Source organism: Lacimicrobium sp. SS2-24, from assembly GCF_002201535.1.
In the GTDB taxonomy this organism is placed as follows: domain Bacteria; phylum Pseudomonadota; class Gammaproteobacteria; order Enterobacterales; family Alteromonadaceae; genus Lacimicrobium.
This window is the reverse complement of the sequence record NZ_NIWW01000004.1, coordinates 227,783-240,968: the sequence shown is the minus strand read 5'-3', so window position 1 is coordinate 240,968 and position 13,186 is coordinate 227,783. Positions and strand designations below refer to the sequence as shown.

The following is a 13,186-nucleotide window of genomic DNA, read 5'->3' as shown; positions in this document are numbered from 1 at the left end:
AAATTAATACTCGTCAGAGGACGTAGTAATAGATAGCCAGGTAGTGGCAAGTACAGCCACCCACGACAAACAGGTGCCAGATGGCATGGGTGTACTGGATTTTTTTCGCCATATAAAACACCACCCCCAGGGTAAAGCACAATCCTCCTGCCAGCAAAAGCCACAACCCACTGCTGGGCAGCGCCTGGTACAAGGGGTAGATAAAGGCAATGGCGAGCCACCCCATGATCAGATACAAAGAGACAGACAGGCGTGGGAAACGGTGTCGTGCAAACCATTTAAAAATAACCCCAGCCAGCGCAATGCTCCAAATTAATACGGTCCCCAGGGTGCCAACCCAACCCCCAACGCTGACCAACATAAATGGCGTGTAAGTACCAGCTATAAGTAAATAAATGGCACTATGATCGAAGAGTTTCAGCCAACCTTTGAGCGGATGACCGGTGACACTGTGGTAAAGGGTTGAGCTAAGGAACATGAGCAGCAACGAACTGCCATAAATGGCGGAGGCAGTAATGCTCAGACTGTCCTCACTGCGCAAGAGCAAAAAGACCAGACCAGCAATGGCAATCACAAAACCCAATCCATGGCTGAGGGCATTTAACCACTCTTCAGCAACGCTGTATGGGCGGGACGGACTGGACACTGTTCACCTCCATGGGGTTATTATTTGCAGATGCTACCGGACACATTCTCGTTGTTCGATACGGTAGCGTCCGGGATAATTACAGGTTAGATTATCGCCGTAGTATAAGTTTTCAGCGTACATCTGTACACTCAAAAAGCATTGTTCTTTTTTATGCAGGTAGAATAGCTTGTCTGATTGGTCTTTATACATTGTTGAAACCCGCTTGGGGCATTGGTATACGGGAATCAGTACGGATCCGACAAGACGCTTTGCCGAACATCAGTCTGGTGGTCCTAAAGCAGCCAAAGCGCTGAAGGGCAAGGGACCGTTATCACTGATTTTTCAGGTTCCGGTGGGGAGTCGCAGTCAGGCGAGTCGTGCGGAGTATTGGGTTAAGTCTTTGTCGCGCAAGCAAAAAAAATTGTTGGTTGCAGGTAGATTAACGTTACCGGCATTTCCATGTCAGGCGTCGGAATCATAAGGTGCTTTCAGTGCCGGACTCACCGGCTCAGAGGGAAATGAACAGACCCGCAGGGGGTTGAATACACCAGTGACTGGTCCCCCTTGCGGCAGTGGCATTTCATCTGTGGCCAAAAACTGTCAAAATAACCCTTTCAGGACTCAGTATGAGATGCGTTATTTGCCGCCACTCAACGTACTTTCCTTACACAGTAAAGTTCAGAAGTGTTAGGGCAGGTAAACGCTACAACTGGGTCAGACATTTATCAATTGGAGAAATCCCCCATGAAAATAGCCCCTAATGCTGTGGTAACCATGCATTACACCGTCAGCTCCTCTGATGGCGTGCAAATCGATTCATCACGAGATGGCGAGCCCATGCGTTTTATCCACGGTCATAATTTTTTGATACAGGGACTGGAAGATGCACTTGAGGACAAAGTTGCTGGGGATGCCTTTGAAGTACAGGTGGCGCCGGAACTGGCTTACGGTGAACGCCATGAGGAGCTGATCCAGGTGGTGCCCAAGTCGATGTTCGAGGGGATGGACGTGGACGTTGGTATGCAATTTCGTGCAACCACGGATGACGGTGAGCAATCGGTCGTGGTGGTGGATGTCAATGACGACGGTGTGGTGATAGATGGTAACCATCCTTTGTCCGGTGTCACACTGAGCTTTGATGTGGAAGTGTTGGATGTGCGTGATGCCACGGAAGAAGAACTGGCTCATGGCCATGTGCATGGCGATCAGGGTTGCGATCACTCCCACTAAATAAAAAACGCCCCGACACCTCTATCGCGTCGGGGCGCGCTTTTTCATCAATGCTGGGTTACTTCCAGTCGCTCATACCATAATTGGACATGATTTTATCCAGTTCACCCGAGGCTCTGAGTTTAGCGGTGCCCTCATCGACTAATTTCACATAATCTTTTGAGCTGTCTTTGGCCGGACTGCAGGCAATGTACATTTTAGAGGGTTCGCCCATATCGCCGGCACGTTTAAAGCCACTGACACCCATGTCTTTCATTTTGGCCGCCAAAACACTGGGCGACTCTACCAGTACATCAACGCGTCCCGCCTCGAGCTTTTTAATGTTCTTTTCCAGCGCATCATTACCGCCAATACCCTGAAAAACCTGTGGGTTTTCAGCTACCAACTTATCGAACTCTTCACCATAGGCATAGCCGTTTATTACAGCCACTTTCTGAGTCAGCAGCGAGTCATAACCATTGAATGTCCAGTCACTGCCTTCTTTCACATAAAAGGCGGTACTGTCGAGGCCCCAGTGTTCATCAGGAAAGACAAAGTCAGGCGCATCCTCTTTATAAGCACCCACAACGCAGTCAAAGTCGCCTTTTCTTACTGAGTCCAGCGCTCGCTCCCATGGCATCAGCTTGTAATCTACCGTGTGACCTGCATCTCCGAATACGCGCTCTGCCAGCTCAATCATAAAACCAGGCTTTGCTGCGCCAGGTTCGCCGTTCATGGGGAACCACTCATCGGCCCGTATACTTACGGTTGCGGCATTAGCGGAAATGCTTAGCAAAGATGCGGAAGCAAGAATATAAGCGAGTTTCTTCATGGTTGTACCTACTTAGTTGTTCACAGGAAACGGTTATTAATATAAACCTTTGAATTTAGGCTCTTATTGAACATAGGCAGGAAAAGCTGAATTATCAATTTATATAGCCATTTCGGCCACAAATTACCATCGCAACAGAGAAATTGAGGAATATTCAGGAATTTCAGTTGCTTGTCGATAAAAATATAAGTGAACTACTAGGCAAGAACCTGCTCAAACTGCTATGGTGAGCAAATAATCACCACGTGAAGGTGAGATAAATAAAATAACAAAAAGATCTGCTTGCTCAGATAAGCCGTAGAGCATTACAGAGCGTCGCGCTTTTCATCAACTTTTTGGGGAAACTTGATGAGTAAAATGAGTCTGAATACCTCGACCAATGAGGTAAGAATACGACACCGCCGCCAGGCGTATTACCATGGTAAATACCATCGAGAAATCTTGATGGTGGGCATTATTGCCCTGGCTTTGGTGACGTTAATTAACTGATCAGAGGCGGTATTTAAGGGTCACTGAAAAGCGGGTATCTTCAATGGTTCTCGCAGCATTTTCAGACTCGCTGTCCAAATACCTCACACCACAGCTTAACTCCAGATCCGGACTCATTTCCCGGTTCAGTGTCAGGCTGTACCTCTCTACTTCCTGATTCACGCCCCCTGTGATGCCATCCAATTGAGAACGACTTGCCTGCAGACTTAGCTGTGTGCGTGGACCGAGGCGATAGCCTGCCGACAGACGCACAGCCCGATTGCGCTGCTCCCGTGAGGTCTCAAGATAATCCAGGTAACCATAGGTGTAGTTTGCAGACAGGGTGAGTTTGCGCAACTGGTAGCCCAGATTAACAAAGCCCGATTTGCGTAGAACAACCTCGTCAGTGATCTCAGCCGTTTGGTCAAAGAGGTTGAAAAACTGTTCGTCGACACCGGGTTCATAATTTGGACTGTCAGGTTGAAAGCAATCTTCCAGCGAAGGGCTGCCCAATGGACACACAAACACGCCCAATGACTCGGTGTTGAGTTGCAATCGGTCATAGGTAGTGAGGCCTTCTGAGTAACCTATACGGCTTCTCCAGGCCCGATTGTTGTGGGTGAGCGCAAAGCGGTAGTTGTCGCCAAAATAGCTCTTATCATAGCTTGCCTGGACTGAAGTTAGTCTGCTGAAAGCCCAATCCAGCTCGAAGCCCACATACTCTTCTTCCTGATCACGTCGCTCGAAGCGGTTGTACGTCACCGCGATAAAACGATCTGCCGACTCACGCCACTCCAGGCCTGCGCCATAGCTGGTAGAACTCAAATCATCGGTCAGGAAATCGGCACCTTCGATGCGATTAGACTCATCACTACCGCGGACAATAAAGTGAAGATCATCATACAATCCGACACCGACCCTGCCGCTCACTGCATTAGATTTAAAATCTCCAGCTGCTCTGCGGGTAGTTTCTGAATATTGGCTGGTAATATCCCAGAAAACCCGATCGAATTCTCGCCCCTGATACAGGCGGCCTGTCAGGTTAATGTTGTCATTGTTAAAGCTGCGACTTTGATTCAGTGCGTCCTGATCGGCGCGGGTCTGACTCCCTGAGGCCACCACATCAACCCCCAAATAAGCAGGGTTGCGACTGGAAAAGGCGACATTTGCGGTATCTGTGCGGGTACTGACCAGTTCGTCGGCATTCAGTATCGGATCGCTGATAAGTACATTGCCGATAGTCAATGCGCGGTGCCGCTGTGCCGTGTTGAGCTGTAGTTGCAGACGTTGGTCTAACAGGGCCAACCTTGAGTTAAGCTGATAATCAGTGAAACTTTTGTCCAGTTCATCACTTTGTTTATCTTGCATAACTTTGGTGTGAGAGACATTGAGCGCCACATTTAACAGCCGGCTGTTGTATTGGGTTAACAAACTTGGATTTAGCAGCAGGGCCTGATTTTCTAAGTCACCCTCACTGTCAGACTGCGTATCGTAGTAGGTAGCCGTCGCTTCAATGACCGGTTTAAACGTGACCTCTGCAGCGTTTGCTGTCGTTGCCACAAACATACTTCCACCGCAAAGCAACATTGCTTTGTGCAGTGCGGGCTTACCTGTTTTCCAAGCCACTAGCGCCTCCCTGCATAATAATAACCGTACCCATGTTCATCACTACGAAGGCGCAGGGATTTATTCACTACAAATCCTTTTGCCATATCCGGGTCGAGGGTCTCAACGGCAGAACTAAGATCTGCCAGTTTGGTTTTACTTTCTTCAACAACGATTAACGCTTGACCAGCAAGATTTGCCAAAACGGTGGTTTCGTTGATGCCCAGCAGTGGGGGGGTGTCGACAATCACCACCCGGTCGGGGTAACGGCTGGCAAATTCCTGTACCGTTTCCTCCATTTTTTCACTGGCCAGGAGCTCCGTGGATAAATGGTGAGACTTCCCGGCTGGTATCACGCGCAGCTTTTCCACGTTGGTGTGGTACATGACCTCGGAGACATCCTCGGTTTCACCCAGCAGATATTCCATCAGGCCGTTCGGGGCAGCGTCGATACCCAAGGTTCGCATGACATTGGGGCGCAGAACGTCGGCATCTACCAATAACACGGTCTTATCCTGCTCCAGCGCAATACTCAGTGCCAGGTTAACCGCCGTATAGGTTTTCCCCTCTCCAGGGTTGGAGCTGGTGACCATAATGATATTGGGGTTATTCAATGTCTTGGATAGGGGGCCGAAGGCGTTATTAAGCACCTTACGTTTAATGGCCCTGAACTCTTCACTGACTCTGGAACGATTAGAGGATGGCGTAACAAAATCTTCCTCATTCAGATGCAATTCCAGCACCAGGCCGCGATCGTCATCCACAGGTTGTGCTGACGGCGCTTTAGCAGGTACGCTTTTTTCACGCTCAGCCATTTCTTTCTTAGCACGCTTTGGCGCAGGTGCTGAAGACTCAGTGCTGGCGGACTCTTTTGGCGATTGACGGGCTGATTTGGCCTTAGCCATAGCGGCTTCAGGCGTGGACATGTCATCGTTTTCGCTCGTCGCCTGCTTTTCAGCTTGTTCCTTGGCGTGGGCTTCGGCTTCAAGACGCGCTTTTTCAGCCGCTTCTTTTTTTCGCTGTAAGGCTTTTTCTATCGTACTCATAACCATCCTCCCAGCAAATGCCTGGGCACACCGCCATAGACTAACTCAACGCCGGTTAACAAGGCGTAACCACACACCAGCATCATTGACGATGTGGCAAAGATCCAGATGCGCCTGCGGTTCATCCTGGTCATCTGATCGGCTTCTTTATGGGAAACAGAGCCTAAGACCGGGATATTAAAGTTCTCCACTAACTGCTGATAACTGACTACAACAGGATTGATCTGGCTCACCAAAAAGGCAATGCCTAAGCCTGAACCAAAGCCGAGAATGAGAACGGCAGTATATAGCACCACTCGCATTGGACCGGACGGCCTGTTTGGCAGGATAGGTGGATCAATGACTCTGAATTGGACATCGTCAGAGGTGGCCTCAGCCTTTCTCGACAATTGGGCTGACTCCCTGCGTTGTAGCAATTCTTCGTATTTTGACTTGGTAATGCCATAGTCCCGGTTCAGCCCAGTGAGCTCTGCTTCAAGCTCTGGTATCAGATTAATTTTCTGCTCCAACTCCTGAACATTGTTCTGGTAATTGTTCACGCGTACTTTTACCGAGGCGATTTCACTCTCAAGGTTCGCCACCGTAATTTTCATCTGCTGGTAAACCGGGTTTTGCCCCAGGTTTCCAAAGCGGCTATAGGAGCCAGAAGATTCTGCGGCCTGACTCATGCTGGCCAGCTGTTGCCGACGTTCTTCCTTCAACTGATTTAACAGGCTCTGGGTCTTCACCACATCAGGGTGCTGATTCGTGTAGCGAATCAGCAACTCATCTAATCGGGACTCGAGGCTGGCAATGCGACTGTCATACTGTGTACTGACACCCTGATTGCCGCTTAGCTCAGGGTTGGCAAGACCGAAGACCGGCTCCTCACCGCTGAGCTGGGCTCTGGCAGAAGCCAGTTGAGATTCCAGCTCCCGTAAGCGCAGTTTTGCCTGTTCAAGGCTATTGCGCTGACTTTGCAGTTCGCTGTAATAGTCTCCACTTCCACCGGGCAGCACATTTTGTCTGTTGCGTTTGAAATCGGCCAGACGTTGCTCAGCTTTTTCCAGCCGTTCTTCATATTCAGCAATTTGCTGATCCAGAAACTCCTCTGCGGAGTCGCTACTCTGCCTGCTGTTACCCAGATTAGACTCAATGAATTCATTGAGGGTTATTTGCACAATGCGTTGCGCCATTGCCGGGTTATTAGCCGTGTAAGCAATGGTATAGATGTTGGCATCGCGGGTGCTGGTCAGCTTGATGTTTTTTCTCAGTCCATCAATAACAGCATCGAACTCGGCACTGGTCCTGGCGGTAATATCCAAATCCGCTTCGCGGGCAATCTTTTCAAGATTAGGCCGGCTGAGCAGTGTTCTTGCCACTAAGCTGACTTGCTGCTCGGGGTTGTTGTATACCGCCAGACCCCTTAAGAGAGGGCGCAAAAGGCTGGTGGTATCTACATACACCCTGGCAGAGGACTCATAGGTGTCGGGTAATGACACCACATACAGCCATCCAATAGGACAAATTAACCAGGATGAAATTAAAATGTAGCGTTTCTTAATCCAGACCCCTTTTATGTAGGTCTGGATTTGCTCTAAAACTTGCTGGAATCCGATCATAGGTTTACTGCTGCTCTTCAGGCTTAGAACCAGGTTTCTGGAATGATCAGAATATCTCCGGGCAGTATATCGACGTTGTTACTGATCTCCCCATCCCTGACCAAAGCATCTACGCGTACAGCGTACTCACGTTGCGTTCCATCCACAACACGGATTAGTTTCGCCTTGTCACCTGCCGCGAACTCGGTGAGACCACCGACAGCGATCATCAGATCTAGCAAGGTCATGTTTTCCTGATAATTAACCGCCCGGGGATTAGTGGCTTCACCAATGACCCGAACCTGCTCACTGAAAGGACCAGAAAATCCGGTAACACTGACCGTGACAATGGGGTCACGGATATACTTGGACAGTTCCTGCTCCAGATCCCGGGCAAGCTGGGTGGGGGTTTTGCCTGAAACCGCGACATCCTCAACCAGCGAAGTCGTGATTTTGCCGTCAGGTCGCACGATAAAGGAACCTGAAATCTCCGGGTTGCGCCAGACAAAAATGTTGAGGTTGTCACCGGGACCAATAAGATAGTTGTAGTTATCAATAGATGAAGTCAAAGAAGCGTGAGTGGTAGCGGGAGGTAAACTTCCGGAGCTGCTGCAGCCAGCCACCAGTGCCGCAAACAGGCACATCATCAGTAAGTGTGTTTTTCTCAGTATTTTCATGTCAGTAACTTCCTTTGCTTAATCCAAGAACCTAGTTTGGCAAAACCATCTGTTATCGCCTTACTATACCCAAGTAACCTCAAAATGCGAGTACCCTTATGACTTCACGTTTTTACTGGTAATGCACCGGTGCGAGAGAATGTTGTCAACTTCTTCAGCCGGTGTAACATAGCAGTCGATGCGTTAGAGTCGCCTTTCGACAGGAGCGCAAAGTACATCAGGTATCGTGATAAGTGATGAGTGAACCTTTTTGTCATTCTATTATCAGCCGCGCCCAGAGTGCTTTTCGTCTCCGCTGAGATCTTTGTTTTTAAGGTCATTTGGGTATATTTAGCACTATAATGCAACGTCAAAAAAAGTTAGTCTATCTCAATTACTTATTTTTGTTTTTAACTCGCCCTGAAAATTGGTCGAAATATAGGATGTATTTGTGAATTCAGCCAATAGACGACAATCCAAGCGTTCGAACATCTTGGTATTGCTGGAAGGCACGCTCATAGCCTATCTGGCATATGTGGCCCATCCCCTGGTCATGCAACTGACAGAACAAAGTGCCCCACTGGAAGATAAGCTGTTTATCAATATGGCATTGTTAACAATGCTGGTGCTGATATCTGCGTTGTCTGTTGGCTTATATGAACTAAAACTCCGTGAGACGTTTCGGGGCATTATCCGGCGTATATTTGTCAGCGTCGCATTAGCCTATTTCGTGATGGAGTTGCTCACCAATACGGTGTTCCAGAGTCTGGAAATGCATCCTTATTACCTGCCCACGGCCTCCGCGCTGATTATTATTGTGCTGGTGTTGTTCCGTTATTTCTCTAATCGCCTCGGCCTGCTTGGCCTGGGTAAGGTAAGGCTGGTGGTGTTAGGGGCCGGCCAGCGCGCATCCATTATTGAAAAAAGAATGCGCAGAGAAGTGGATCGTATTGGCTTTGATTTGGTGGGCTTTATCCCTATCCCGGGCGATGACCGGGAAAGCGGTATCCAAGCAGAGAAATTGGTGCATGTGAAGGTTGATGAGGGATTTCGCGACTTTCTGATAGAGAATGAAATCGAAGAAGTGGTGATCGCCTGTGATCAGCGCCGTGGCACCCTGCCCATAGAAATCTTATTTGATTGTCGCATCCGTGGTATTGAAGTGGTGGACATTCTCGATTTTATGGAGCGGGAAACGGGACAGATTGTGGTTAACCTGATTTATCCAAGCTGGGTCATTTATTCAAACGGTTTCTCCAGCCAAAACTATCTGCGCGATCTGGTGGATTATGGCATTAATGCCTTTTTGGCATTGCTGGTGTTGCTGATTACCTGGCCCTTTATGCTGATGACTGCCATTTTGATTTATCTTGAAGATGGCCGTAAAACCGGGGCCTCAGTCTTTTATAAGCAAGAGCGGGTCGGCCTGAACGGGCAGCTGTTTAATATCATTAAATTTCGCAGTATGCGTCCTGATGCCGAATCCGGTGGTGCACAGTGGGCCACCAAAGGTGATAGCCGGGTGACAAAAATGGGCGGCTTTATCCGCAAATACCGGATAGATGAACTGCCACAATTGCTCAACGTGTTTCGTGGTGAGATGAGCTTTATCGGACCGCGCCCTGAGCGCCCGGAATTTGTCGAGCAGCTAATTCAGCAAATTCCGTATTATAACCAGCGGCACAATGTAAAGCCGGGACTGGCAGGCTGGGCTCAGCTGAATTATCCCTATGGCGCCAGCGTTGAAGATTCAATGGAAAAGCTTAAATTTGATCTGTATTACGTTAAGCATCAGAGCCTGTTATTAGACATTCTGATCCTGATACGCACAGTAGAGGTGATTTTGTTTGGTAAAGGGCGCTGAGATGCAAGATATCAAAACATGTCTGAATGCGATGACCGTGGATGTGGAAGACTTTTTTCATGTGTCCGCCTTCGACAGTATTATTAAGCCCGAAGACTGGGATCAATATCAGCCGAGAGTCGACAACAACACACGGCGATTACTGGATATTTTTGCCAAACACAATGTGAAGTCGACCTTTTTTGTACTGGGTTGGGTGGCGGAGCGTTACCCGGAGTTGATTAAAGAAATACACCGGCAGGGACATGAAGTGGCAAGCCATGGCTATGCTCATCGTCGCGCCAGCGAGCAAAATGAGCAGGAATTTATTGCCGATGTGCGTCGCTCCAAAGATCATCTCCAGGACTTGTTAGGTGAAGAAATTATTGGTTATCGGGCACCGAGCTTCTCTATTGGTTATACCAACGAGTGGGCATTTGCCGCGCTCAAGGATCTGGGGTTTGTGTACAGCTCCAGTACCTATCCGGTCAAACATGACTTATATGGTACACCGGACTGGCCGCGGTTTGCCTATCAGCGTAAAGAGGATATTACCGAAATTCCTATTCCGACACTGAAAATGTGGGGCAAGCAAGTGCCTATTGGTGGTGGTGGGTATTTCCGTTTGTATCCCTATGCACTGACACGTTATCTGGTGAAAAAATATCTTGAGCAGGAAAAGCAGCCGTATTCATTTTATTTTCACCCTTGGGAGATTGACGCAGAACAACCAAAATTGACCAATGCGTCGGCCAAATCCCGTTTTCGTCATTATATCAATTTAAAGCACACTGAAGGTAAACTGGAGCGGCTATTACAGGACTTTAGCTGGTCCACCATGCGTGATGTATACGGGATAAGTACCTGAGCAGGTAGGCTCATATTATTGGCGCATCCTGGTAGGCCGGTTTTAAGGCGATGTCTTTTAACGCGGTAATAGCGGGATTGCCTTAAGAACACAGTGCATTGTGGGGATGCGCTGTCGGGTTGGAACAACACTGCAGTTCGAACCGGAAAACGGACAGAGACTGACAATAACAACAATAGGATGTGGGCGTGAGTGACGTGGTGGTAGAGCGCTTCAATGGTGAAGCGGAGCTGGCAAAAAAGTGGGATGAATTTGTTGCATCATGTGACAAGGCAACCTTCTTTCATCTGAGTGGCTGGTTGCAGATTAACCAGCAGGTTATGGGGCATAAAGGGCACTATCTGTATGCAACTCAGGCAGATAAGATAGTGGGTGTGTTACCTCTGGTAGAACAAAAAAGTCGCCTTTTTGGCCATGCCCTGATTTCCACTCCCTTTTGTGTTTATGGTGGTGTTGCAGCCGATTCAATCGATGTGCAACGACAGCTGGAAGATGCTGCGATTGAGCTGGCTCATCAGTTGCAGGTGGATTATCTGGAATTGCGTAATGTGCAGGCCAGTGAGCATCCTAAGCTGACTGAGAAGTGTGCCCATTCCTATTTTGCCTGGCCATTGGCAGAGGACCCCGATGCCATACTGGCTGGGGTAAAGAAGAAACAACGGGCGGTTATTCGCCATTCACTGAAAAATGAACTGAGCTTCCGGGTAGATAAAGACACCGATACGGCGTATGACATCTATTCCGAGAGCGTGCGCAATCTGGGTACTCCCGTATTTCCCAAAAACTACTTCGAGGCATTACAGCAAGTCTTTCCCGAGCAATGCAATGTGCTCACCGTTGAACATGATGGCAAGCCGGTTTCTTCAGTGCTGAACTTTTATTTCCGTGACCAGGTGTTGCCTTATTATGGAGGTGGAACGCCGGCGGCACGGGATCTGAAAAGCAATGACTTTATGTACTATCAGCTTATGTGCGATGCCAGAGCAAAAGGCTTTACCCATTACGACTTTGGCCGCAGCAAAGACGATTCCGGCGCCTACAAGTATAAAAAGCACTGGGGTATGGAGCCAGTGCCTCTGCACTATCAATTCCATCTGGTAAAAGCACCGGAACTGCCTAATTTGAGTCCCAATAACCCCAAATACCAGCTCTTCATTAAACTGTGGCAGAAATTGCCGTTATGGCTGAGCCGCACCATTGGACCCTTTTTATCCAGGTACCTGGGGTAGATGATGAGCCAAAAAGAACCGCTGCTATTTCTGTGTCATCGTATTCCTTTTCCGCCCAATAAAGGCGATAAGATTCGCTCATTTCATATTCTTAAGCAGCTGGCAGAGCGATATGACATTTATCTGGCGGCGTTTGTGGATGATGACAACGACTGGCAGTATGAAAGCGCGCTACAACCCTATTGTAAAGAAGTGAAGCTGCTCCCCTTGAAGCCCTTATGGGGTAAGGTAAGAGGGTTACTGGGAATGCTAGCGGGTAAACCCATCAGCTTGCCGTATTTCTACAGCCGAGCACTGCAGAACTGGGTCGTGGATACGGTGCAAAGCAAAGGAATCCATAAAGCCTTCGTATACAGCTCGGCCATGGCGCAATATATCGAACAGGTGCCCCTTGATAAGCGAGTTGCCGACTTTGTTGATGTGGATTCAGACAAGTGGCGCCAGTACGCGGAGAAGACGGCCAATCCGCTGCTCAAATTTGTATATGGATGGGAGCACCGCACGCTTTTCTCTTATGAAAAGAAGATCACGCAGGAATTTGATGCCATTACCCTGGTGTCAGAGGACGAGGCCGCGTTTTTTCGCCAGAGCCTGCCGCAGGAATTGGCCGCAAAAGTGGACGCCTTTCCAAATGGGGTAGACGGGGAATTTTTTAATCCCGATGATTGCGGGCCAAGCCCCGTCGACGGGCCCTATCTGGTGTTTACCGGCGCGATGGATTACTGGGCGAATGTGGACGCCGTGCTGTGGTTTGTTGAGCATGTCTGGCCGGTGATCAATAAACAGCATCCTGAGCTGATATTTGCCATTGTGGGCGGCAACCCCACCGACAAGGTTAAGGCCCTGGCCAGTCAGAATAATATTATTGTGACTGGCCGTGTCGAAGATATCCGCCCCTACATCAAACATGCCAGGCTAGCGGTGGCGCCGCTGCGTATCGCCCGTGGGATACAGAATAAAGTGCTTGAAGCCATGGCGATGGCGCAGACGGTTGTGATGACGGGGATGGCTGCAGAAGGCATTCGCCTGCCGGCGAATCAGCAATCGTTGGTGACCGATGAGGCCGATCTGTTTGCTGCCAGTTGCCTGGAAATGCTGGCGGACCCTGAGAGAGTGGCGGAATTGGGGCAAGAAAACCGGGAATGGATTGCCACACATTATCAGTGGCAAGCGGTCGTTGAGAAATTGACGGACGTGTTAGCGTAATGATGGAGTTTGCCTG

The 13,186-nt window shown here is 49.0% G+C and carries 13 protein-coding genes; 7 read left to right on the top strand and 6 right to left on the bottom strand.

The features are described from left to right. Positions 1–13: 13 nt before the first annotated feature. Positions 14–646 (bottom strand): hemolysin III family protein, encoded by a 633-nt coding sequence (locus CCY32_RS09365; RefSeq protein WP_088330346.1) that lies wholly within the window; start codon positions 644–646, stop codon positions 14–16. Positions 647–815: 169 nt separating this feature from the next. Between CCY32_RS09365 and CCY32_RS09360 the strand changes: the two genes are divergently transcribed. Both CCY32_RS09360 and CCY32_RS09355 read left to right on the top strand, forming a co-directional pair. Beyond that, positions 816–1,109 (top strand): GIY-YIG nuclease family protein, encoded by a 294-nt coding sequence (locus CCY32_RS09360; protein ID WP_088330345.1) that lies wholly within the window; start codon positions 816–818, stop codon positions 1,107–1,109. A gap of 263 nt (positions 1,110–1,372) precedes the next feature. Continuing rightward, positions 1,373–1,858 (top strand): peptidylprolyl isomerase, encoded by a 486-nt coding sequence (locus CCY32_RS09355; protein ID WP_088330344.1) that lies wholly within the window; start codon positions 1,373–1,375, stop codon positions 1,856–1,858. Between the two features lie 58 nt (positions 1,859–1,916). On the opposite strand, the gene CCY32_RS09350 is transcribed toward CCY32_RS09355, so the two are convergent. Next, positions 1,917–2,669, bottom strand: a complete 753-nt coding sequence (locus CCY32_RS09350) for a transporter substrate-binding domain-containing protein (protein ID WP_088330343.1) — start codon at positions 2,667–2,669, stop codon at positions 1,917–1,919. A gap of 348 nt (positions 2,670–3,017) precedes the next feature. Here CCY32_RS09350 and CCY32_RS17205 point away from each other — a divergent pair, with 348 nt between their 5' ends. After that, the gene (locus CCY32_RS17205; protein ID WP_168171470.1) at positions 3,018–3,158 is read left to right on the top strand and encodes a hypothetical protein; all 141 of its coding nucleotides are present in this window, start codon (positions 3,018–3,020) and stop codon (positions 3,156–3,158) included. Here the strand turns inward: CCY32_RS17205 and CCY32_RS09345 are convergent, their stop codons facing one another. Genes CCY32_RS09345 through CCY32_RS09330 form a run of 4 tightly spaced genes read right to left on the bottom strand, consistent with a single transcriptional unit; the run spans position 3,159 to position 8,045 of the window. After that, positions 3,159–4,763: a TIGR03016 family PEP-CTERM system-associated outer membrane protein gene (locus CCY32_RS09345; protein ID WP_088330342.1), complete on the bottom strand. Its 1,605-nt coding sequence runs from the start codon at positions 4,761–4,763 to the stop codon at positions 3,159–3,161. It abuts the gene before it with no gap. Beyond that, positions 4,763–5,788: an XrtA-associated tyrosine autokinase gene (locus CCY32_RS09340; RefSeq protein WP_210401720.1), complete on the bottom strand. Its 1,026-nt coding sequence runs from the start codon at positions 5,786–5,788 to the stop codon at positions 4,763–4,765. The genes CCY32_RS09345 and CCY32_RS09340 overlap by 1 nt, the downstream gene beginning before the upstream one ends. After that, positions 5,785–7,389 carry an XrtA system polysaccharide chain length determinant gene (locus tag CCY32_RS09335; RefSeq protein ID WP_088330341.1) on the bottom strand — a complete coding sequence of 535 codons (1,605 nt, stop codon included), beginning with the start codon at positions 7,387–7,389 and terminating at the stop codon, positions 5,785–5,787. The genes CCY32_RS09340 and CCY32_RS09335 overlap by 4 nt, the downstream gene beginning before the upstream one ends. Positions 7,390–7,412: 23 nt before the next feature. Further along, positions 7,413–8,045, bottom strand: coding sequence for an XrtA/PEP-CTERM system exopolysaccharide export protein (locus CCY32_RS09330; protein ID WP_088330340.1), 633 nt, complete (start codon positions 8,043–8,045; stop codon positions 7,413–7,415). 430 nt (positions 8,046–8,475) lie between these two features. Between CCY32_RS09330 and CCY32_RS09325 the strand changes: the two genes are divergently transcribed. The 4 genes from CCY32_RS09325 to CCY32_RS09310 all read left to right on the top strand — a co-directional run bounded on the left by CCY32_RS09325 (position 8,476) and on the right by CCY32_RS09310 (position 13,170). Continuing rightward, positions 8,476–9,888, top strand: a complete 1,413-nt coding sequence (locus CCY32_RS09325) for a TIGR03013 family XrtA/PEP-CTERM system glycosyltransferase (RefSeq protein ID WP_088330339.1) — start codon at positions 8,476–8,478, stop codon at positions 9,886–9,888. A 1-nt stretch (position 9,889) separates the two neighbouring features. Further along, on the top strand, positions 9,890–10,735 hold the full coding sequence (locus CCY32_RS09320; RefSeq protein ID WP_088330338.1) for an XrtA system polysaccharide deacetylase: 846 nt from the start codon (positions 9,890–9,892) through the stop codon (positions 10,733–10,735). 188 nt (positions 10,736–10,923) lie between these two features. Then, a complete protein-coding gene (locus CCY32_RS09315; RefSeq protein WP_246840575.1) occupies positions 10,924–11,964 on the top strand; it encodes a FemAB family XrtA/PEP-CTERM system-associated protein in 1,041 nt (346 codons plus the stop codon). 3 nt (positions 11,965–11,967) lie between these two features. Continuing rightward, positions 11,968–13,170 carry a TIGR03087 family PEP-CTERM/XrtA system glycosyltransferase gene (locus CCY32_RS09310; RefSeq protein WP_088330442.1) on the top strand — a complete coding sequence of 401 codons (1,203 nt, stop codon included), beginning with the start codon at positions 11,968–11,970 and terminating at the stop codon, positions 13,168–13,170. Positions 13,171–13,186 lie beyond the last annotated feature (16 nt).

Excerpts from the sequence above, each read along its gene's own strand:
- CCY32_RS09355 (WP_088330344.1), top strand. The coding sequence starts at position 1,373 with ATGAAAATAGCCCCTAATGCTGTGGTAACCATGCATTACACCGTCAGC.
- CCY32_RS09350 (WP_088330343.1), bottom strand. The coding sequence starts at position 2,669 with ATGAAGAAACTCGCTTATATTCTTGCTTCCGCATCTTTGCTAAGCATT.
- CCY32_RS17205 (WP_168171470.1), top strand. The coding sequence starts at position 3,018 with ATGAGTAAAATGAGTCTGAATACCTCGACCAATGAGGTAAGAATACGA.
- CCY32_RS09340 (WP_210401720.1), bottom strand. The coding sequence starts at position 5,788 with ATGAGTACGATAGAAAAAGCCTTACAGCGAAAAAAAGAAGCGGCTGAA.
- CCY32_RS09335 (WP_088330341.1), bottom strand. The coding sequence starts at position 7,389 with ATGATCGGATTCCAGCAAGTTTTAGAGCAAATCCAGACCTACATAAAA.
- CCY32_RS09330 (WP_088330340.1), bottom strand. The coding sequence starts at position 8,045 with ATGAAAATACTGAGAAAAACACACTTACTGATGATGTGCCTGTTTGCG.
- CCY32_RS09320 (WP_088330338.1), top strand. The coding sequence starts at position 9,890 with ATGCAAGATATCAAAACATGTCTGAATGCGATGACCGTGGATGTGGAA.
- CCY32_RS09310 (WP_088330442.1), top strand. The coding sequence starts at position 11,968 with ATGAGCCAAAAAGAACCGCTGCTATTTCTGTGTCATCGTATTCCTTTT.